A 19,670-nucleotide genomic window follows, 5' to 3' on the forward strand; every position below is an offset into this window, starting at 1 on the left:
CCGCCGAACAGACGTTTACGCCGCCACCGCAGCGCCCGCCGGCGCCTCCCATTCCGGCCCCCACACCTGCACGACGTGACCCGGCGAGACCTCCCGGTACAGCCGCTCCGGCGGGACGTAGTCCACCGGGCGGATCGGGCTCTTGATCTCGTCGCTGCGCACCGCATGGAGTTGCCGCCGGCGGCCCGGATCGGGGACCGGGACGGCGGCCATCAGCTTCTTCGTGTAGGGATGCTGGGGCGCGCCGAAGATCGCCGCGCGGGGGCCGATCTCGACGATCTCGCCGAGATACATCACGGCGACCCGGTGGCTGACCCGCTCCACCACCGCCATGTCGTGCGAGATGAACAGGTAGGCGAGGCCGAGCGATGCTTGCAGGTCGAGCATCAGGTTCACCACCTGCGCCTTCACCGACACGTCGAGGGCCGAGACCGATTCGTCGGCCACGATCAGCCGGGGCTCCAGCGCGAGCGTCCGGGCGATGCAGATGCGCTGGCGCTGGCCGCCGGAGAATTCGTGCGGGAAGCGCCCGGCCATCTCGGGCTTGAGGCCGACCCGGCGCAGCAGGTCGGCGGCGCGCTCGCGGGCCTCCTGCCGGGAGCAGAGGCGGTTGATCAGCAGCGGCTCGGCAATCGCGGCGCCGACGCTCATGCGCGGATCGAGGCTGGCGAAGGGGTCCTGGAAGATCATCTGCATCCGCCGGCGCTTGGCGCGCAGGGCGGAGGGCGACAGGCCGAGCACGTCCTCGCCGTCGAGGAGCACCGAGCCGGCGACCGGCTCGATCAGCCGCAGCACCGAGCGGCCGGTGGTGGACTTGCCGCAGCCCGATTCGCCGACGAGGGCCAGGGTCTCGCCCGCCCGCACCGCGAAGGAGGCGTTCTCGACCGCGTGGACCCGGCCGCGCACCCGCGAGAGCAGGCCGCTGCGGATGTCGAACCGGGTGGTGAGGCCCTTCACCTCGAGCACCGGGCGCTCGCCCTCGCGCACGGTATCGGGCAGGGGCGGGGCCGCCTCGGGCTCGCCGGTGGCGCGGTCGACGATCTCGAAGCGCGCCGGCCGGGCCTTGCCCTGCATCGCGCCGAGGCGCGGCACGGCGGCCAGCAGCGCGCGGCTGTAGGGATGGGCCGGGCGGTTGAAGATCTGCTCGGTCGCCCCCGTCTCGACGGCGCGCCCGTCGACCATCACCACGGTACGGTCGGCGATCTCGGCCACCACCCCCATGTCGTGGGTGATGAACAGGACCGACATGCCCTCCTCCTCCTGGAGGAGCTTGATGAGGTCGAGGATCTGGGCCTGGATCGTCACGTCGAGGGCGGTGGTCGGCTCGTCGGCGATCAGGAGCTTCGGCCGGCAGGCCAGCGCCATGGCGATCATCACCCGCTGGCGCATGCCGCCGGAGAAGCGGTGCGGGTAGTCGTGCACCCGCGAGGCGGCGGCCGGGATCCGCACCTTGTCGAACAGCCGCACCGTCTCGGCCTCCGCGGCCTTCTGCGACATCCCGCGATGCAGCCGCAGGGCCTCGCCGATCTGGAAGCCGACGGTGAGCACCGGGTTCAGGCTCGTCATCGGCTCCTGGAAGATCATCGCGACGTCGTCGCCGCGGATCCGCCGCATCTCGGCATCGGGCAGGCGCAGGAGATCCCGGCCTTCCAGCAGCACCCGGCCGCCGGTGCGGGTCGCGTCGCGCGGGGTGAGCCGCATGATCGACATCGCGGTGACGCTCTTGCCGGAACCCGATTCGCCGACGAGGGCGACGGTCTCCTTGGGGCCGATGTCGAACGAGACGCCGTGCACCACCGGGCGCCAGGCCTGCTCGGAGCGGAACGCGACGGTGAGGTCCTGGACCGAGAGGATCGGGGTTTTCATGATCGGGGAGGTCATACCTGCATCCTCACAGCACCCGCCGCGGATCGAGGGCGTCGCGCAGGCCGTCGCCGATGAAGTTGATCGACAGGACGGTCAGGAAGATCGCGGCGCCCGGGAACAGGGCCCAGTGCGGCGCCACGTCGAGGTGGTCCTTGGCGTCGTAGAGGAGCCGCCCCCAGGTCGGGATGTCGGGCGGGAAGCCCAATCCTAAGAACGACAGGGTCGACTCGGCGATGATCGCCGAGGAGACCTCGATCGTCGCCGCGACGATCACCGGCCCGATCGCGTTCGGCAGGATGTGGCGGGTGACGAGGTGCCAGGCGGTCGCCCCTTGCGAGCGCGCCGCCTCGACGAACTCCTTCTCGCGCAACGACAGGAACTGCGCCCGCACCAGCCGCGCCACCGGCATCCAGCGCAGGCCCCCGATGACCGCGACGATCATCACGAACACGCCGCCCTCGACGCCGAAGACCTGCTTCAGCTGGTCGCGGAACAGGTAGATGATGAGGAGCAGGAGCGGCAGTTGCGGCAGCGACAGGAAGAGGTCGGTCAGCCACATCAGCACCGGGTCGAGGAAGCGGCGCGACATGCCGGCGAGCGCGCCCACCACCACGCCGACCAGCGTCGCCACCACCATGGCGGCGAAGCCCACGGCGAGCGAGATGCGCCCGCCATAGATCATCCGCGCGAGCAGATCCTGGCCGAGATCGTCGGTGCCGAGCGGATGGGCCCAGGACGGCCCCTGGAGGGTGGCCGCGAAGTCGATCTCGTCGATCGCCACCGGCCAGACCCAGCCGCCGACGAGGACCGCGAGCACGAGCAGGCCGAGCACCCCGACGCTGACGACCGCCAGGCGGTGGCGGCGGAAACGCCGCCAGGTGTCCCGCCCCGAGGCCGCCGGCGCGGCCACCGGGGCCGCCTCAGCGGTAGGAGATGCGAGGGTCGAGCCAGCCATAGAGGAGGTCCGCGACGAGGTTGAACAGGACGACGAGGCAGGCGAACACGAAGGTGACGGCCATCACCACCGGCGTATCGTTGGCGAGCATCGCGTTGATGAGGAGCGAGCCGATGCCGGGGATGCGGAAGATCTGCTCGGTGACGATGGCGCCGCCGAACACCGCCGGGATCTGGAGCGCCACGAGCGTCACGACCGGGATCAGGGCGTTGCGGGCGATGTGCCGGACCGTGACGGTGCCGTCCGACAGGCCCTTGGCCCGGGCGGTGGTGACGTAGTCGAGGCGCGCCACGTCGAGCACCGAGGCGCGGACGTAGCGGGTATAGGAGGCGGCCTGGAAGAAGCCGAGCACGCAGACCGGCATGATCGCCTGCCGGACATGCTCCCAGTACCAGTGCCAGCCCGTCGCCGCGACGTCGGCCTGGTAGACGAAGGGCAGCCAGTCGAGGGTGAGGCTGAACAACAGGATGAACAGGAGGCCGGTGAAGAAGGTCGGCAGCGAGAAGCCGACGAAGGCGAGCGTGTTCGCCACCTGGTCGAAGACCGAGTAGGGCCGGATCGCCGCCAGGATGCCGACCGGCACGGCGATGAGGAGCGCCAGCACCTGCGACGAGCCGACCACGAACAGGGTGGTGGGCAGGCGCTGCAGGATCAATTCGTCGACATCGACCCGGCTGGCGAAGGAGAAGCCCCAGTCGCCCTGGAGCATCGCCGTCAGCCAGTGCAGGTAGCGCACCAGGATCGGGTCATCGAGCCCGAATTTCAGCCGCAGCGCCTCGCGCACCTCCGGCGGCACGTTGGGGTTGGTGGCCAGTTCCCCGAACGGGTCTCCGGGGGCGAGCGCCAGCACGGTGAACAGGATGAGGCTGATCCCGAGCAGGCTCGGGATCGCGATCAGGAGGCGGCGGAGGAGATAGGCTCCCATCGTCGTGTCGTTACGCCTGCTTGTACCATTCGGCCAGGAAGGCCAGCGAGTTGTCCCAGCCACTCGCGGGCGCCTCGAGCTTGCCGTTGATCGCCGAGACCTGTGCGCGGTGAAGCAGCGGCAGGACGTAGTCGGCGACGACCAGATCGTTCATCTTGACGAACAGGGCGGCGCGCTTGACGAGGTCGAGCTCGCCTTGCGCCGCGCGGTAGCAGGCATCGACCTCCGGGTTCTGCATCCGGCAGATGTTGCGGCCCTGCCACTTGTTGGCCTTCGTGGCGGCCTCCCAGGAGACGTATTGCAGGGCGAACACCGCCGGATCGGCCTGCGTCATGTTCCAGGTATACATCTCCATGTCGGCGTAGAAATGCGGATAGGTATCCGGGTTCGCGACGTCCGAGGAGAAGAACACCGAGCCGGGGATCGACTTCAGCTCCATGTCGATGCCGGCCTTCTGGGCGACCTGCTTGATGATGGCCTGGGTCTTCTGGCGCGGCGCATTGATCGAGGTCTGGAAGACGAATTTCAGCTTCTTGCCGTCCTTGGCGCGGATGCCGTCGCCGCCCTTCTTCCAGCCGGCCTCGTCCAGGATCTGGGCCGCCTTCTCGGGTTCGAAGGCGAAGGAGGTGTTCTTCGAGACGAAGGGAGCCGGGCCGTTGAACACGTTGGCGGTGGCCCGGCCGGTGCGGCCGTAGATGTGCTGCTGGATCGCCGCCCGGTTGACGAGCAGGTTCATCGCCTTGCGCACCGCCGGATCCGAGAAGGCCGGGTGCTTGGTCTTGAGCGAGGCGCGCTCGCCGTCGACCTCGACATTCGGATCGGTGGCGTTCAGCAGCAGGAATTCGAGGTTGCCGCCGTAATCCATCTTGACCCGGCCCTTGCCCTCGGCCTCGAGCCGCTTGAGGATCTCGTCCTCGACCTGCATGTTCCAGGCATAGTCGTATTCGGCGGTCTGGAGCACGGCGCGGGCGGCCGAGACGGCGTCGCCGCCGCCCTTCATCTCGATCGAGTCGAAGAACGGCCGGTTCGGCACGTGGTAATCGGGATTGCGCACGCCGCGCAGGATGTCGCCGGGGCGGAATTCGCTGAACTTGTAGGGACCGGTGCCGACCGGCGCGAGGTTGGCCGGCGCGTCGCGGGACTTGTCGCCGGCATAATCCGCGAAGACGTGCTTGGGGATGATCATCCCGGCACTCGACACGAAGGCGTCGGCCCAGAACGGGGTCGGCTCCTTGAAGGAGAGCTTGACCGTGAGGTCGTCGACCTTCTCGACCTTGACGTTGATGTAGCTGCCGCCGGTGACGGCGGCCGTCGCCGGATTGGCGGCGTATTCGGCGGTGAACACCACGTCGTCGGCGGTGAAGGGCTTGCCGTCGTGCCATTTCACGCCGGGCTTCAGCTTCCAGGTCACCGAGCGGCCATCGGCCGCGACGCCACCGTTCTCCTTCGAGGGGATCTCGGCGGCGAGGATCGGAAAGAGGTTGCCGTCGGCATCCCAGGCCGCCAGCGGCTCGTAGAAGATCCGCGAGCCCTCCTGGTCCTTGGTGCCGATGGCGAAATGCGGGTTGATCAGGGTGGCGGCCTGCCAGAACAGGAGTTTCAGCGGCCCGCCGCCGCCGGCCTTCCCCGGCTTGTAGGCGTCGCGCAGGGGGCTCGCCGCGAAGGCGACGCCGTTCTGCGCCAGCATCATCCCGGCCATCGGGGCGGAGAGGCCCAAGCCCAGCATCCGGCCGACGAAGGCGCGCCGCGACAGGCGCCCGTCCTTCACCTCGCCGATCAGGGTGCGCAGCTCATGCTCGGTCACGTCATGCTCGGTCACGCCACGCTCGGTCATTCGACAAACACCCTTCTGGCTGGCCTCTGGCGGCCGTCAGCATCGCGCCCGCCGCCAGCCCTTACAAGCGCCCCGGCAAAAATCGGCACGAGTTGTCAGCACCAACGCGATGCCGGCAGGCAAAGGCCGGGCCAGCGCGTGCAACGCAGCACGCGCTGGAGCCATTCCGGCGGCGCGCGACACGTCCGCTCCCGCCGCGCTTGAGCCGGCCCGTCGCCTGCATGAGGCTCGCGCGCAGGGCGGCCCGCCGAGGGCCCGCACGGGAGGAACCCCCATGGACAACCGCAACGCCGTCTGGCGCCAGGTCGATGCCCACAAGGACCGGCTGATCGCCCTCTCGGACGAGGTCTGGGGCACGCCGGAGGTCTGCTACACGGAGGAGCGCTCGGCCGCCGCCCATGCCGCCGAGCTGCGCCACCAGGGTTTTCGCGTCACGGAAGGCGCCGCCGGCATCCCGACCGCCGTCATCGGCGAGGCCGGGGAGGGCGGGCCGGTCATCGCCTTCCTGGGCGAGTACGATGCGCTACCGGGCCTGAGCCAGGAGGCGGGCGTGGCGGCGCATCGTCCCATCGAGCAGGGCGGCCACGGCCATGGTTGCGGCCACAACCTGCTCGGTTCGGCGGCACTGCTCGCCGCCACCGCCCTGAAGGACTGGCTCGCCGAAGCCGGCCTGCCCGGCCGCGTGCGCTATTACGGCTGCCCGGCGGAGGAGGGCGGGGCCGCCAAGGCCTTCATGGTGCGGGAGGGCCTGTTCGCCGATGCGGACGCCGCCGTCACCTGGCATCCGTCGAGCTTCTGGGAGGTCACGCCGCCGCTGTCGCTCGCCAACACCCGGGCCGATTTCGTGTTCACCGGCCGGGCCTCGCACGCGGCCGCCGCGCCGCATCTCGGGCGCTCGGCCCTCGATGCGGTCGAGCTGATGAATGTCGGCGTCAACTACATGCGCGAGCACATGCCGAGCGACGCGCGGGTGCATTACGCGCTGCTCGATACCGGCGGCATCGCCCCCAACGTCGTCCAGGCCCATGCCCGGGTGCGCTACTCGATCCGCGCCCGCGACCTGCCGGGCATGCGCGAGCTGGTGGACCGGGTGCGCAAGATCGCTGAGGGCGCCGCCCTGATGACCGAGACCACGATGGAGATGCGCATCGTCAGCGCGGTCTCGAACCTCGTCGGCAACACGGCCCTCGAGGAGGCCCTGCACGGGGTGATGGAGGAACTCGGCGCGCCCCGTTTCGACGAGGCCGACCGGGCCTTCGCCAAGCAGATCCAGGGCACGCTGACCCCGCAGGACATCGCGGCGGTCTACCGCACCGTCGGCCTGCCGGTGACCGATGCGCCGCTCGCCGACTTCCTGGTGCCGCTCGATGCCCGCCGCAACCCGGCGATCGGCTCGACCGATGTCGGCGACGTGAGCTGGGTCGTGCCGACGGTCCAGGCCCACGCGCCGACCGTCGCGGTCGGCACCCCGTTTCACACCTGGCAGGTGGTGGCGCAGGGCAAGAGCCCGGCCGCCCACAAGGCGATGGTGCAGGTGGCCAAGGCCATGGCGGCGCTCGGCGCGCGGCTGGCCACCGACGCGTCCTTGCGCGATGCCGCGAAGGCGGAGCTGAAGGTCCGCACCGGGCCGGAGGGCTACGTCTCGCCCCTGCCGGCTGAGGTGCAGCCGCCCTTGACGATGTCGGTGGGATGAGGAAACCCGGCTCGCCGCGTCGCGCCGGCTCGGATAGGGATGCGGCGCACCGTTCCTCGCCTCCGGACGCCCCATGGACCAGACCCCGCCGCCGGCCCCGATCGCCATCGACGACTTCCTGAAGCTCGACGTGCGGGTCGGCACCATCGTCGAGGCGGCGCCGATCCCCGAGGCGCGCCGGCCGGCCTACCGGCTCGTCATCGATCTCGGGGCGGCGCTCGGCTTGAAGAAATCGTCCGCCCAGGTGACGGTGCACTACACCCCCGACTCCCTGATCGGCCGGCAGGTGCTCTGCGTCGTCAACCTGCCGCCGCGCCAGGTCGGCCCGGTGCGCTCCGAGGTATTGACCCTCGGCGTGCCGGACGGGGAGGGCGCGGTGGTCCTGATCGCGCCCGAGCGGCCGGTGCCGAATGGCGGGCGGCTGTACTGAGACGAAAGCAGCGCGCTCCCCATGATAGTATGGCAAGGATTACCATCTCTTGCTGACGCTGCATGGCAATGCGGGCGCAGGGTTCCGTGCTGCAACGAACCTGTCTCGAAAAGGGCGATCGACGGCGAGAATCGAGGACCGGGTGCGGATATACGCCTTGCCGAGGTTCGCAAAGGACACGGTCAAGCTGGGTCTCGACGACACGGCTCTCGCGCACGCCGTCACGCGGGCGGAGAGCGGATTGATCGATGCCGGGCTCGGCCTCTGCCTGATCAAGCAGAGGGTTGCGCGTCCTGGCCAGGGCCGCTCGGGCGGATTCAGAACCATCCTCTTCTACAAGAGGAAGGAACGCGCCGTGTTCCTGTACGTGTTTCCCAAGAATGCCCGCGCAAACGTCACGCCCGGCGAGCTCGAGGCGCTGCGCGATTTCGCGGCCATCCTGGCCGGCCTTACGGACGAGGCTTTCGACCGCCTCACGCGGGAGCAGGGATGGAAGGTGATCCCGAATGAGCAACCCGAAGAAGACGTATCGCAGTGATCTCCTCGGCGCGCTCCACCAGGGGGCCGAGGACCTGCATGCGATCGGCGCCATCGACAAGGCGACCATGCGCCGATTCGACCTGAGCTGCCTGACTCCGGTCGAACCGCTTGCACCTGACGCGATCCGGGCGATCCGCGAGCGGGCTCAGATGAGTCAGGCGATCTTCGCCAGGGCACTGAACGTCACGACCTCGCTCGTGAGCAAGTGGGAGCGTGGCGACTCCAAGCCTGGGGGCGCATCGCTTAAGCTTTTGTCTCTCGTAGCCCATAAGGGGATCGATGCGATCCTCTGAACACCCTTGACCATGGCAAGCATCCTGCGATGAGCCGGCACCGGCTCTTGTCGGGCATCCCTTGAGGAGATCGAACGCGTCATGACCTCCAGCCATGGCCCCCTGCGGGTCGGCATCGGCGGCCCGGTCGGGTCGGGCAAGACCGCCTTGATGGAGGGCCTGTGCAAGGCCCTGCGCGAGCGCTACGACCTCTGCGCCATCACCAACGACATCTACACCAAGGAGGATGCGCGCCTCCTCACCGTGGCCGGCGCCTTGGCCGAAGAGCGCATCATGGGCGTCGAGACCGGCGGCTGCCCGCACACGGCGATCCGCGAGGATGCCTCGATCAACCTCGCGGCGGTGGCGGAGATGCGCCGGCGCTTCCCCGCCCTCGACCTCGTGCTGCTCGAATCCGGCGGCGACAACCTCGCGGCGACGTTCTCGCCGGAACTCGCCGACCTGACGATCTACGTCATCGACGTGGCCGGCGGCGAAAAAATCCCGCGCAAGGGCGGCCCCGGCATCACCCGCTCGGACCTGCTCGTCATCAACAAGACCGACCTCGCCCCCCTCGTCGGCGCCGATCTCGGGGTGATGGAGGAGGACACCAAGCGGATGCGGGGCACGCGTCCCTACGTGTTCGCCTCCCTGCGCCACGGCGACGGCGTCGCGGCGGTGGCCCGCTTCGTGGTGGAGGCCGGCGGGCTGTAGGTGCTCCTCGACCTCCTGCACTGGCTCACGCTGCCGGCGCCGCTTGCCGCGCGGCGCCTCGGCTATGTCGGCGACAGCGTGCGGCTCGCCTCGCGCTCGCGCCGCTGCCGCCGGGCCTGGGCGCCGCACCTCGCCGCGGCGAAGGATGCGGTGCGGGCGGCGATGCGGGACCTGCCGCGGTGCGACACCGCCGTGGTGCTGGGCTCGGGCCTCCTCGACGACGTGCCGATCGACGACCTCGCCGCCGCGTTCCGGCGGGTGGTGCTGGTCGACGCGGTGCATCCCTGGCGGGGGCGCTGGCGGGCGCGGCGCCACCCCAACGTGGTGCGCCTCGTCCACGACCTGAGCGGCACGCGGGACCTGCTGCTCGGCCGCAGCGAGGCCTTCGGGCCGGTGCTGCCGCCGGCCTGCCGGGAGGCCGACCTCGTGGTCTCCGCCAACCTCCTGTCGCAGCTGCCGATCCGGCCTGTCGCCCGGCTCGAGGCGGCGGTCCGGATCGGGCCCTGGACGGATCCGGACGCCTTCGGGCACCGCATCGTGGCGGCCCATCTCGATGCTCTGGCGGAACTCCCGGCCCGCATCTGCCTCGTCACCGATCGCGACGAGACCGAGGAGAACCGGGACGGGCAGGTGATCGAGCGGCTCGACCTCCTCTACGGCGTCGATCCCGGTCCGGCGCCACGGGCCTGGGATTGGGTTTTGGCGCCGTTCGGCGAGGAGGCGCGGGACCGGCGCCTCGTGCACCGGGTCGCGGCCTGGCCCGACTGGCGGCCGGCATGACGTTACGGTATGCCGGGGCGCGGCTTCGCGGCGGGCCCTGGGGCCGTCTACGGTCCTGCCCCTGGTCGGGCCCGGACCGGTTCAGGATCGGCTCGCGCCAGCTCATGCCGGGACCATACACTTGGCCTGTATGGGAGAAGGGAGGTTGAGCCTCGCCTTTACTCCGCCGCCTGCAACCACTTCGCCTGTTGCGGCTCCCCGCCCACCACCTCGTCGGTGTGAACCTCGAACTTGGCGAGCCAGGCCGGGCCGAAGCTCGTCGAGATCGCCACGTCGGTGGCGTCGCGGCCCCGGGCCATGACGATGCGGCCGATGCGAGGCCGGTTGTGGCGGGCGTCGAACGTGTACCAGCGTCCGCCGAGATAGACCTCGAACCAGGCCGAGAAATCCATCGGGTCCGGCACCGCCGGCACGCCGATGTCGCCGAGATAGCCGGTGCAGTAGCGCGCCGGGATGTTCATGCAGCGGCAGAAGGTAATGGCCAGATGCGCGAAGTCGCGGCAGACGCCCTCGCGCTGGTTGAAGCCGTCGAGGGCGCTGCGGGTGGAATCGGCGCGCTGGTAGTCGAAGCGGATGTGGTTGTGGACGTAGTCGACGATGGCCTGCACCCGGGCCCTGCCCTCCGGCGTCGACCCGAAGAGCTGCCAGGCGGTGTTCGACAGCTTGTCGGTGTCGCAGTAGCGGCTGGCGAGGAGGAAGGGCAGCACGTCGTCGGGCAGGTCCTGCACCGGGTGCTGCACCGCATCGGGCGCGTAATCGTCGACCTCGCCGCTGTCCTGGACGAGGAAGTCGGCCGAGACCGTGATGCGGCCGCCCGGTGCGGTGACCCGGGTGCAGACATTGCCGAAGGAGTCGACGAAGCGGCGCGCGGGGACCGGCGGATCGATGGTCATGGTGTCGGGGGTGATCAGGTCGCCGGCCCGGTCCGGATGCACGGTGAGCATCAGGACCATCGGAGTCGGGCCGGGCGTGTCGAAGGCGATCGAGTAGCCGGTGCGGATCTTCATCGTGGCGTCCACGCGTATCAAAAACGTGGTGCCTCAATCCTTGACGGGCGCTGTTGTTCCGAGTTGTCGCCCGCCTCCGCGTGCCGAAGTTGCTCAAATGTTGAGCAAGATCCGCACGTCTCGGCTTAACGTCTATTTCCTGACACCGACGTCACCCGCCGGTGAAGGTGTCGACGAGGAGCTTCAAGTTCAGGACCACGATCACCGCGGCGATGGCCCAGGACAGAACCTTCAGCCAGGCCGGGATGACGAAGACGCCCATCTTGGCCCGGTCGGAGACGAAGCGCACCAGCGGGATCACCGCGAAGGGGAGCTGCATCGACAGCACGACCTGGCTCAGCACCAGGAGCCGGGCGGTGCCCTCGTCGCCGTAGAGGCCGGTGACGACGACCACCGGCACGATGGCGATGCCGCGGGTGAGAAGGCGGCGCGCCCAGTCGGGCAGGCGCAGCCGCAGGAAGCCTTCCATCACGATCTGGCCGGCGAGCGTCGCGGTGACCGTGGAATTGAGGCCGGACGCCAGGAGCGCCAGCGCGAACAGGGTCGAGGCAAGGCCGACGCCCAGGAGCGGCGAGAGCAGGGCATGCGCCTCCTCGATCTCCTGCACGCCGGTATGGCCGGTGCCGTGGAAGACCTTGGCCGCCATGATCAGGATCGCCGCGTTGACGAACAGCGCCAGCGTCAGGGCGATGGTCGAGTCGGCCACGGCGAAGCGCAGGGCACTCCGCTTGCCGGCCTCGTCGCGCGGATAGGCGCGGGTCTGCACGATCGAGGAATGCAGGTAGAGATTGTGCGGCATCACCGTGGCGCCGAGGATGCCGATGGCGAGGTAGAGCGCCGCCGGATCGGTGACGATCTTGGTCGAGGGCACGAAACCGCCGAGCACGTCGCGGATCGGCGGCGCGGCCATGGCGATCTGGATCGCGAAGCAGACGAAGATGATCGTCAGGAGCGCGATCACGAAGGCTTCGAGCGCGCGAAAGCCCCGTCGCATCAGCAGCAGGATCAGGAGCACGTCGAGGCCGGTCAGGATCGCGCCGGCGAGGAGCGGCAGGCCGAAGAGGAGCTTGAGGGCGATGGCGGTGCCGATCACCTCGGCGAGGTCGCAGGCGATGATCGCCGCCTCGCAGGCCAGCCACAAGGCGATGCCGACCGGGCGCGAATAGGCGTCGCGGCAGGCCTGCGCCAGGTCGCGGCCGGTGGCGATGCCGAGCCGCGCGGCGAGCGCCTGGAGCACCACGGCCATCAGGTTCGAGAGCAGGATGACGGCGAGCAGGGTGTAGCCGAACTGCGCCCCGCCGGCGATGTCCGTGGCCCAGTTGCCCGGGTCCATGTAGCCGACCGAGACCATGTAGCCGGGGCCGAGGAAGGCGAGCAGCCGTCGCGGCCACGAGCCGGTGGCCAATACCGGCACGCTCGCGTTCATCGCCCCGAGGCTCGGCTCCGCCGCCCCGTCGCCGGCGCGCCACGCCCATCCGTCCCGCATCAGCCCGTGCTCCATCGCTCCCGCCCGGCTTCGGGCGGGTACATATAGCCACTGCTATATTGATTTGAGAAGGCTGAATTCGAGGGTGTCAGGACCGCCGGTCGCGGAAGAACGCCCGCAGGAGCGCGGCGGCCTCGCTCTCGCGCAAGCCCCCGTAAACCTCCGGCGCGTGGTGGCAGGTCGGCTGGTTGAAGAAGAGCGGCCCGTGCTCGACGGCGCCGCCCTTCGGGTCGGAGGCGGCGAAGTAGAGCCGGCGGATGCGCGCGAAGCTGATCGCGCCGGCGCACATCGCGCAGGGCTCCAGGGTGACGTAGAGGTCGCAGCCGGTCAGGCGCTCGTCGCCGAGCGCGGCGCAGGCGGCGCGGATCGCCAGGATCTCCGCGTGGGCCGTGGGATCGCGGTCGGCCCGGGGGCGGTTGCCGGCGACGCCGAGCACGATCCCGTCCCGCACCACGACGGCGCCCACCGGCACCTCGCCGCGCGCCGCCGCGTCGCGCGCCGCGTCGAAGGCCAGGCCGAGGGGGTCCGGGCGCGAAGCCCCGCTCGCAGGCAGGCTCCCCCTTGCAAAATCGCGCATCGGTTCCACTCGCGTCGCCACACCCCGTCTGGTATCAGGCGCGCATGAACGACATCAACGACGACGAGACCGGGGCGCCGCAGCGGCGTCGCGGACGGGACGAGGCATCCGCGGGCTCCCCGGAGGGGCAGGCTTCCGGCAAGCGTGGAGCACCGGCGGCGGCCGCCAAGCCGGCGGCCGAGCCGGAGCCGGAGCGCATCGCCAAGGCGATCGCCCGGGCGGGCGTAGCCTCGCGCCGCGACGCCGAGGCGATGATTGCGGAAGGCCGCGTGACCCTGAACGGCCAGCGCCTCGATTCGCCGGCGGTGAACGTGACCCCCGACGACCGCATCACGATCGACGGCGAGCCGCTGCCGACCCGCGAGCGCACCCGGCTGTGGCTGTTCCACAAGCCCCGCGGCGTCGTCACCACCGCCCGCGATCCGGAGGGGCGCCAGACGGTGTTCGACGTGCTGCCCGAGGACATGCCCCGGGTGGTGGCGATCGGCCGGCTCGACATCAACACCGAGGGGCTCCTGCTCCTCACCAACGATGGGGGCCTGGCCAAGGTCATCGCCCATCCGGAAACCGGGTGGCTGCGCCGCTACCGCGTGCGCGCCTTCGGCGACATCGACCAGGCGATGCTGGACGGGTTGCGCAAGGGCGTGACCATCGACGGGATGGAATACGGCCCGGTCGAGGCGACGATCGACCGGGCGCAGGGCGACAACGTCTGGCTGACGCTCGGCCTGCGCGAGGGCAAGAACCGCGAGGTCAAGCGGATCCTCGAGCATCTCGGCCTGTCGGTGAACCGGCTGATCCGGCTCTCCTTCGGGCCGTTCCAGCTCGGCGACCTCGAGGTCGGGCTGGTCGAGGAGATCCGCACCCGGGTGCTGAAGGACCAGCTCGGCAACACGCTCGCCGAGCAGGCCGGCGTCGACTTCACCAGCCCGGTGCGCGAGCCGATCGCGCCGTTCGGCTCGCCGAAGGCCGCCACCCGGGCGGCGCAGGAGGGGGGGGCGCCCCGCGGGCGCGACCCGGCCCGGCCGCAATTCGGCAAGCCGCCCGCGGCGCCTGCGGCCCGCCGGGCCCCGGCGCGCACGGTGTGGCGCGATCCCGAGGCCGAGGCTGCCGGCGACCTTCCGAATCGCGGCCGGGTGCACCGGCGCGGCGACAGCCCGCAGGAGATTCGCGCCGCCACCGCGGATGCGCCGCGCAAGCGCGTCGGCGCCATCGCCTCGGGCGACCGCCGGGTGCTCGTCGAGCGCCTGGTGGCCCAGCCGCAGGAGGAGGCGGCCCCGCACCGCCGCACCAAGTTCCGCGGCGGCGACCGTGACGGCGCGCCGACCCGTGGCCCGGGCGGCGACGATCGCCCGATGCGCCGGGACCGCGACGGTGCCGCCCCGCGGGGCGGCGCCAAGGCCGGCCTCGCCGACGAGGGCGGGCGCGGCCGCGGCTTCGGCCGGCCTGGCGGACGCCCGGAGGGCGGCGAGAGCCGTGGCTTCGGGGGCCGCTCCGGTGGCGAAGGCCGTTCCTTCGGCGGCGAGGGGCGCGGTCCGGGCGGCGGCGGTCGCTCGTTCGAGGGCCGGTCCGGCGGCGAAGGCCGCTCCTTCGGCGGCGGGAACCGCGGCTTCGGCGGCAAGGGCGAGGGCCGTCCGGGCGGCGCCGGTCGTTCGTTCGAGGGTCGTTCAGGCGGCGGCGAAGGTCGCTCCTTCGGGGGCGAAGGCCGTGGTGGTGGCGGTCGCTCGTTCGAAGGCCGGTCCGGCGGCGGCGAAGGCCGTTCGTTCGGGGCCAAGCCCGGGGGCAAGTCGTTCGGCGGAAAGCCGTTCGGGGCCAAGCCCGGCGGTGGCAAATCCTTCGGGAGCAAGTCCTTCGCCGGCAAGGGCGAAGGCCGTCCCGGTGGCGGCGGTGGCCGGCCCGGGGGCAAGCCCTTCGGCAAGCCGGGCGGCGGGTTCCGCTCGGGCGGCCCCGGCGGGGCGAAGCCCGGTGGACGCGGGGGTCGCCCCGGCGGCGGCCGGCCGCAGCGCGGCTGAGCCTGACCGATGCGGATCGTCGGAGGGGAGTTGCGCGGCCGCGGCCTCGCCGGGCCGCGCAGCGACGCGATTCGGCCGACCTCGGACCGGCTGCGCGAGGCGCTGTTCAACGTCTTGGGCCATGCCTACGACGATCCGGTCGCGGGCGCCCGGGTCCTCGACCTGTTCGCCGGCACCGGGGCTTTGTCCTGCGAGGCGATCTCCCGCGGCGCGGCCTTCGCGCTCCTCGTCGACGAGGGGGCGGAGGCCCGCGGCGTGATCCGCACCAACCTCGACACCCTCGGACTCGGCGGGGTGACCCGGCTGTTTCGCCGCGACGCCACCCGCCTCGGCGCGGCGCCGCCCGGCGAGCGGTTCGGCCTCGTCTTCTGCGATCCGCCCTATGGCCGCGACCTCGCCCCGAAGGCGCTGAGCGCGGCACGGGAGGGCGGCTGGCTCGCGCCGAACGCCCTCGCGGTGGTGGAGGAGGCGGCCTCCGCCGTCCTGGCCGCGCCGGAGGGTTTCTCGGAGCTGGAGCGCCGGACCTACGGCGACACCCAGGTGGCGTTCTGGCGCCTCACTTCCTGACCATCTCGTCGAGCGCGCCGGCGAAGCTGCCGGCGGCGACCCCGACGCCGCTCGCCGAGCGGTAGGCCCGGCCGACCCGCACGCCCTGCGTCACCGCGGTGTGAATGCCGACGAGCGCCGCGCCGCCATCGGCGTCGAGCACCAGCACAGGCGCACCGGATTCCCCCGACATCGATTCGCACAGGTCGCTGAGCGTGCCGGCGGCCGGAGCGTCGATCCGGGCCGAGCAGCCGTGATGGATCACCGGCAGGTACGGCCGGTCGGCGGCGTAGCCGGCGAGCGCCACCACCGCACCCGGCCGGCTTCCCGGCAGATCGGCGTTCGGCAGCACCAGCCAGGGCACCGGCTTCAGCCCGAGTGGCTGGCGCAAGGTGAGGATCACCCAGTCCCTCCCGATCATCTCGGGCGCGATCGCCCCCCGGGCCGGCTGCGCCGCCGCCCGCAGGTCGATACCGGGGGCGAGGCGGAAGGCCTCGACCGCGGCGGTGCCGGTATTCAGGTCGCGGGCCTGGCCGGCGACGAAATGGACTTGGTGCGGCTTGACCCAGGTATCGAGGCGGGCATCGAACAAGCAATGGGCGGCGGTGAGCACGTGACGCGGCCCGACCAGGGTGCCGGTGCAGTGGCTGCGATGCGCGGGTCCCTGCACCACGTTGACCCGCCCGATCGCCGTGAACGGCCAGGCGGTCGGCTCCATCGGCACGCGCTTGTCCGGAGGAGCGCCCTGGGCCCTGGCCGGGGCGGCGAGCCCGAGCGCCAGCGCCAGCGCGAGGACCTGTCGGACCGGACGTTGTCCCCGCAGCGGCATCGTCGTCGGTTCCCGTAACGTCATCGATTCTCCTCGTATTGGACCGGCCCGGGGCCAGTGTTCAAGCGTCGGCCTCCAAGACGAGGGCAGGGACGGCGAGGTTCGGCTCGCCGCCGTTGCGGCGCGGTCCCGCCGTGGCCTGACGCTCATCCGATCGGAGGGGGCGTTGGGTGGCGCGCTCATAAATTGTTCATCTATGGCGCGATGCCCGGAACTGGCAGGCTGCCGTCGAGGTTAATCGCCCGGGTATCATTACGGTTTTTTCAAGAACCCACCGCCGTACTCACTGGAGGGGCTCGATGCCGCTGCACCAGACCATGCCGGCTGCCCGGCTCCGCGCCCTGCTCCTGGCGGTGACGTCGGGATGCCTGCTGATCGCCTCGAGCGCAGGCGCGCAGGCGCAGAGCGACGGCCTGGATTTTCTCCGGCAGATCTTTTCCGGCCCGCCCGCCGCCCCGGCTCCGGTGGCCCAGCCTTACGCCGTCCAGCCCTACGCGGCCCAGCCCTACGATGCGCCGATCCGGCAGCGGGCGAGCCGGCGCAGCCGCCTCGCGGCCCAGGCCCGGGCCGTGCGCGGCCGCACCCGCTACGTCGCACTTCCGAAGGCCGAGAAGGTGCTGAAGGAGCCGAAGCCAATCGCGATCACGGTCTCGCCGCTCAAGTCCCTCGATGCCCGTACCGCGCTCCTGCGCGACCCGACGCTTCGGCCCGGCGACATCGTCATCATGCCCGAGGGGCCGCGGGTGTTTCACGGCGTTCCCGATTCCGACAAGCACAAGATGAGCGACTTCCAGGACGTGAACCGTCCCGGCGTGGTGGCGGCCAAGACTCGCAAGGAGCTGCTGGCCATGACGGCGCCGATCGGGGCGCTGCCGGCCGATGCCGCCCGCCGGATGATGGCGCAGTACCAGAAGGCCTCGACGAAGGCGGCCGTGGCCACGCCGCGCGTCGAGGCGGCCCTGGCGCGGGTGGTGTATCCGGCCCGGTGAAGGACGCGGGCTTCCGGCCTGCGGCAACGAAGGTGTGATTGACCGCGAGCCGGGCGGCGCGGCGCCCGACCACGCTTGCTAGGATGCGGGCGGGCCGCAATCGGGCGGCCTCCCGCGTCGAGTCGTGTCCGCATGTCGAATCCGAGCAGGTTCCCGCACCGCGCGCCGTCCGATGGCGAGAGCCTGCCTCGTCCCGGGACCCGTCGCCCGTCCGTCGTCGCCCTGGTGGCCATCCTGGCCGCCGGCGCCCTGCTGGCGCCGCTCGGACCCGTTCGCGCGGCGGAGGGCTCCGTGCTGGTGGCGCAGTGCAAGAGCCTCCTGCGCGGCGCCAAGATGCGGGGCAACGACGTCGAGTTCCGCCAGGATCCGGAGACCGTCGGCTGCTGGGCCTTCATGGGCGCGGTGCAGGACCTCGCCGGCGTCGCCGACTCCGCCAACCAGCCCCCGTTGCTCGGCGCCTGCCTGCCGCCCGACGGCAACCGGCTCCAGCTCGTGCGGGCGGTGGTGGCCTATGGCGGCGCCCATCCGCCGGCCCTGCGCGAGAAGGCGGGCGTCCTGGCCCTGCTCGCCCTGCGCGATGCCTTCCCATGCCGCAAGGAGTAACTTGCCGCAAGGAGTGACGATGCGGAATGCTCTCCCGCTCGTATCGGCGAAGGTTCCGCAATCCTGGTGAGAGTAAACGATCGCCGGCACGGCTGATCAGCCGGCCACGATCGACGCGAGGGCATCGCTGTCGCGGCCAAAAGGTTCCCGGCAATATTTCCTGCGGCCCCGCTTGCTCCGGCGGGCACGGCTCATACTCTTAGTGAGTAAGCGGACCAGGGCGCCGGATACGGCTTTATCCTGGCCCGCGACCCGCTCGATCGGAGGATGAACATGGCCAAGGCCGACAGGCACAACATGGGTCCCGGGGCGCAGGGCAAAGGGTCCGGCACCGGCGCGATGACCGAGCTGCCCGAGGGCATCCTCGAGGAGAACATGGTGCTCAGCAACCGCGACAAGGCCCAGCACGGCGCGGCGCGGGGTCTCGACAGCAAGTTCGTGCAGACCGAGCAGTATCACGACCACGCCGCCAACCGGCGCAACTTCGATCAGACGATGCCCGAGCGGGCCGAGCAGAATACCAGCGGCCTCGAAGCCCCGATGACCACCACCTCGGGTGACGACAGCGCGCTCGCCCGCCGGCAGCACAAGTAGCGGACCATCGCCGCCATGAAGGCAGCCCCCGTCCCGACCGGGACGGGGGCTTCTTCGTGACGCAAGTCGGGATCGGAGATCAGGGTTCGCCGCGCAGGCCGCTCGCCAGCTCCCGGTTGATCCGGATCAGGGCCGTCAGCTTGTCGGCGCTGGGCTCGATCATCGCGTCGAGGGTGCGGGTGAACACGAAGGCACCGAGGCGGGCCATCGAGGTCTTCATCTCCTCGGGCATGGGCGCGTCCGGCTCCGTCGCGGCCGTCGAGAGCAGCGTCCAGACCTTGCGGTTGAAGCCGAGCGCGTCGTTGAGCGTCGGCTGCTGGGCGTCCCAATTGTCCTGAATCGCCTGCAGGCGGGCGGCCGCCTTGATCAGCACCGCGGCTTCCGCCTCGCGGGGTGTCAAGGCCACCTGGGCCGTTCGCGCATAGGCGTTCGCGGCGTAGCTCATCGTCTGCCTCTCCGGAGGGCCGCTGCGGTGGCCCCGGGGCAGGTCTGCCATCGATTTGTTAAGCTTGAGTTGTGAAAGAGGAGCGACTGAGAGAGGACCGACGTAGCGGCAACCGGCTTGCACCGCGTGGGCCGGGCTCGCCCTCAAACCGCTACGATGTCGGCGCAAGGACCGGCCGCTATGCTGAACTTCCTCCTCGGCGCCGTCGCGGGCGCATTGATGGCCGCCGTGGCGACGGTCGCGGCCCTGCGCAATCCGGATGTCCAGGTGAAGATGGGCATCGTGCGGCCCGAGCCGGTCACGATCCAGACGCGGCGCCCGGATCCGGTCTGCCCGCCGTCGCCGGCGGTGCAGGCCCAGGGTCAAGTCCATCCGCAGGCAACGAGCCCGCAGGTCGGCCAGCCGGAGATGTTGTTCGCCCGGCGCCGGTTCTGGTCGGTCGCGCCGTGAGGGCGACCGGATCGGTCAGACGCTGCTGAGCAGCAGCATCACCACGGTGGTCGCCGCGGTCGAGCCGAGGAAGCCGCAGAGCGCCGCCGTGAAGGAATGGGCGCCGGTGGCGGGGGCGGAGAG

At 71.0% G+C, this 19,670-nt stretch carries 21 protein-coding genes; 12 read left to right on the forward strand and 9 right to left on the reverse strand.

Annotation, left to right across the window (positions count from 1 at the left end; all coding sequences use genetic code 11):
• Positions 1 to 15 precede the first annotated feature (15 nt).
• From VQ03_RS16025 to VQ03_RS16040, 4 genes are read right to left on the reverse strand one after another with little or no spacing between them, the layout of a single operon-like run.
• Complete coding sequence (locus VQ03_RS16025) at positions 16 to 1,866, reverse strand: ABC transporter ATP-binding protein (RefSeq protein ID WP_048451911.1); 1,851 nt, start codon at positions 1,864 to 1,866, stop codon at positions 16 to 18.
• A gap of 25 nt (positions 1,867 to 1,891) precedes the next feature.
• Positions 1,892 to 2,821, reverse strand: a complete 930-nt coding sequence (locus VQ03_RS16030) for an ABC transporter permease (protein ID WP_048451892.1) — start codon at positions 2,819 to 2,821, stop codon at positions 1,892 to 1,894.
• Positions 2,787 to 3,746 carry an ABC transporter permease gene (locus VQ03_RS16035; RefSeq protein ID WP_048451893.1) on the reverse strand — a complete coding sequence of 320 codons (960 nt, stop codon included), beginning with the start codon at positions 3,744 to 3,746 and terminating at the stop codon, positions 2,787 to 2,789. Before VQ03_RS16035 ends, VQ03_RS16030 begins: the two co-directional genes overlap by 35 nt.
• Positions 3,747 to 3,756: 10 nt before the next feature.
• Positions 3,757 to 5,550 carry a peptide ABC transporter substrate-binding protein gene (locus VQ03_RS16040; RefSeq protein ID WP_048451912.1) on the reverse strand — a complete coding sequence of 598 codons (1,794 nt, stop codon included), beginning with the start codon at positions 5,548 to 5,550 and terminating at the stop codon, positions 3,757 to 3,759.
• Positions 5,551 to 5,854: 304 nt separating this feature from the next.
• On the opposite strand from VQ03_RS16040, the gene VQ03_RS16045 reads away from it, so the two are divergent.
• The 6 genes from VQ03_RS16045 (at position 5,855) to VQ03_RS16070 (ending at position 10,009) form a co-directional block, all read left to right on the forward strand.
• Positions 5,855 to 7,273, forward strand: coding sequence for a M20 family metallopeptidase (locus VQ03_RS16045; protein WP_048451894.1), 1,419 nt, complete (start codon positions 5,855 to 5,857; stop codon positions 7,271 to 7,273).
• A gap of 73 nt (positions 7,274 to 7,346) precedes the next feature.
• Positions 7,347 to 7,703 carry a tRNA-binding protein gene (locus tag VQ03_RS16050; RefSeq protein ID WP_048451895.1) on the forward strand — a complete coding sequence of 119 codons (357 nt, stop codon included), beginning with the start codon at positions 7,347 to 7,349 and terminating at the stop codon, positions 7,701 to 7,703.
• Positions 7,704 to 7,752: 49 nt separating this feature from the next.
• Entirely contained in the window at positions 7,753 to 8,241 is a 489-nt protein-coding gene (locus VQ03_RS16055) for a type II toxin-antitoxin system RelE/ParE family toxin (RefSeq protein ID WP_245292101.1), read from the forward strand.
• Positions 8,210 to 8,536 carry a helix-turn-helix domain-containing protein gene (locus VQ03_RS16060; protein WP_048451897.1) on the forward strand — a complete coding sequence of 109 codons (327 nt, stop codon included), beginning with the start codon at positions 8,210 to 8,212 and terminating at the stop codon, positions 8,534 to 8,536. The genes VQ03_RS16055 and VQ03_RS16060 overlap by 32 nt, the downstream gene beginning before the upstream one ends.
• Positions 8,537 to 8,617: 81 nt before the next feature.
• Positions 8,618 to 9,229, forward strand: a complete 612-nt coding sequence (gene ureG, locus VQ03_RS16065) for an urease accessory protein UreG (RefSeq protein ID WP_048451898.1) — start codon at positions 8,618 to 8,620, stop codon at positions 9,227 to 9,229.
• The gene (locus VQ03_RS16070; protein ID WP_048451899.1) at positions 9,230 to 10,009 is read left to right on the forward strand and encodes a hypothetical protein; all 780 of its coding nucleotides are present in this window, start codon (positions 9,230 to 9,232) and stop codon (positions 10,007 to 10,009) included.
• Between the two features lie 158 nt (positions 10,010 to 10,167).
• On the opposite strand, the gene VQ03_RS16075 is transcribed toward VQ03_RS16070, so the two are convergent.
• The 3 genes from VQ03_RS16075 to VQ03_RS16085 all read right to left on the reverse strand — a co-directional run bounded on the left by VQ03_RS16075 (position 10,168) and on the right by VQ03_RS16085 (position 13,079).
• Positions 10,168 to 11,016: a transglutaminase-like domain-containing protein gene (locus VQ03_RS16075; RefSeq protein ID WP_048451913.1), complete on the reverse strand. Its 849-nt coding sequence runs from the start codon at positions 11,014 to 11,016 to the stop codon at positions 10,168 to 10,170.
• Positions 11,017 to 11,167: 151 nt separating this feature from the next.
• Positions 11,168 to 12,502: an Nramp family divalent metal transporter gene (locus VQ03_RS16080; protein WP_048451914.1), complete on the reverse strand. Its 1,335-nt coding sequence runs from the start codon at positions 12,500 to 12,502 to the stop codon at positions 11,168 to 11,170.
• 88 nt (positions 12,503 to 12,590) lie between these two features.
• A complete protein-coding gene (locus VQ03_RS16085; RefSeq protein WP_048451900.1) occupies positions 12,591 to 13,079 on the reverse strand; it encodes a nucleoside deaminase in 489 nt (162 codons plus the stop codon).
• A gap of 44 nt (positions 13,080 to 13,123) precedes the next feature.
• Here VQ03_RS16085 and VQ03_RS16090 point away from each other — a divergent pair, with 44 nt between their 5' ends.
• Positions 13,124 to 15,091, forward strand: a complete 1,968-nt coding sequence (locus tag VQ03_RS16090) for a pseudouridine synthase (RefSeq protein WP_048451901.1) — start codon at positions 13,124 to 13,126, stop codon at positions 15,089 to 15,091.
• A gap of 9 nt (positions 15,092 to 15,100) precedes the next feature.
• Positions 15,101 to 15,658, forward strand: a complete 558-nt coding sequence (rsmD, locus tag VQ03_RS16095; RefSeq protein WP_048451902.1) for a 16S rRNA (guanine(966)-N(2))-methyltransferase RsmD — start codon at positions 15,101 to 15,103, stop codon at positions 15,656 to 15,658.
• Here rsmD and VQ03_RS16100 read toward each other — a convergent pair.
• A complete protein-coding gene (locus VQ03_RS16100; RefSeq protein WP_245292102.1) occupies positions 15,648 to 16,490 on the reverse strand; it encodes a trypsin-like serine peptidase in 843 nt (280 codons plus the stop codon). The two genes, rsmD and VQ03_RS16100, sit on opposite strands and share 11 nt — an antisense overlap.
• 275 nt (positions 16,491 to 16,765) lie before the next feature.
• Here VQ03_RS16100 and VQ03_RS16105 point away from each other — a divergent pair, with 275 nt between their 5' ends.
• The 3 genes from VQ03_RS16105 (at position 16,766) to VQ03_RS16115 (ending at position 18,652) form a co-directional block, all read left to right on the forward strand.
• A complete protein-coding gene (locus VQ03_RS16105) occupies positions 16,766 to 17,455 on the forward strand; it encodes a hypothetical protein (protein WP_048451904.1) in 690 nt (229 codons plus the stop codon).
• A gap of 132 nt (positions 17,456 to 17,587) precedes the next feature.
• Positions 17,588 to 18,058: a Rap1a/Tai family immunity protein gene (locus VQ03_RS16110; protein ID WP_245292103.1), complete on the forward strand. Its 471-nt coding sequence runs from the start codon at positions 17,588 to 17,590 to the stop codon at positions 18,056 to 18,058.
• A 273-nt stretch (positions 18,059 to 18,331) separates the two neighbouring features.
• Positions 18,332 to 18,652: a hypothetical protein gene (locus tag VQ03_RS16115; protein WP_048451915.1), complete on the forward strand. Its 321-nt coding sequence runs from the start codon at positions 18,332 to 18,334 to the stop codon at positions 18,650 to 18,652.
• Between the two features lie 79 nt (positions 18,653 to 18,731).
• Here the strand turns inward: VQ03_RS16115 and flaF are convergent, their stop codons facing one another.
• Complete coding sequence (gene flaF / locus VQ03_RS16120; RefSeq protein ID WP_048451906.1) at positions 18,732 to 19,097, reverse strand: flagellar biosynthesis regulator FlaF; 366 nt, start codon at positions 19,095 to 19,097, stop codon at positions 18,732 to 18,734.
• Positions 19,098 to 19,277: 180 nt separating this feature from the next.
• Between flaF and VQ03_RS16125 the strand changes: the two genes are divergently transcribed.
• Positions 19,278 to 19,547 carry a hypothetical protein gene (locus VQ03_RS16125; RefSeq protein ID WP_048451907.1) on the forward strand — a complete coding sequence of 90 codons (270 nt, stop codon included), beginning with the start codon at positions 19,278 to 19,280 and terminating at the stop codon, positions 19,545 to 19,547.
• Positions 19,548 to 19,670 lie beyond the last annotated feature (123 nt).

Source organism: Methylobacterium tarhaniae, from assembly GCF_001043955.1.
Lineage (GTDB): Bacteria > Pseudomonadota > Alphaproteobacteria > Rhizobiales > Beijerinckiaceae > Methylobacterium > Methylobacterium tarhaniae.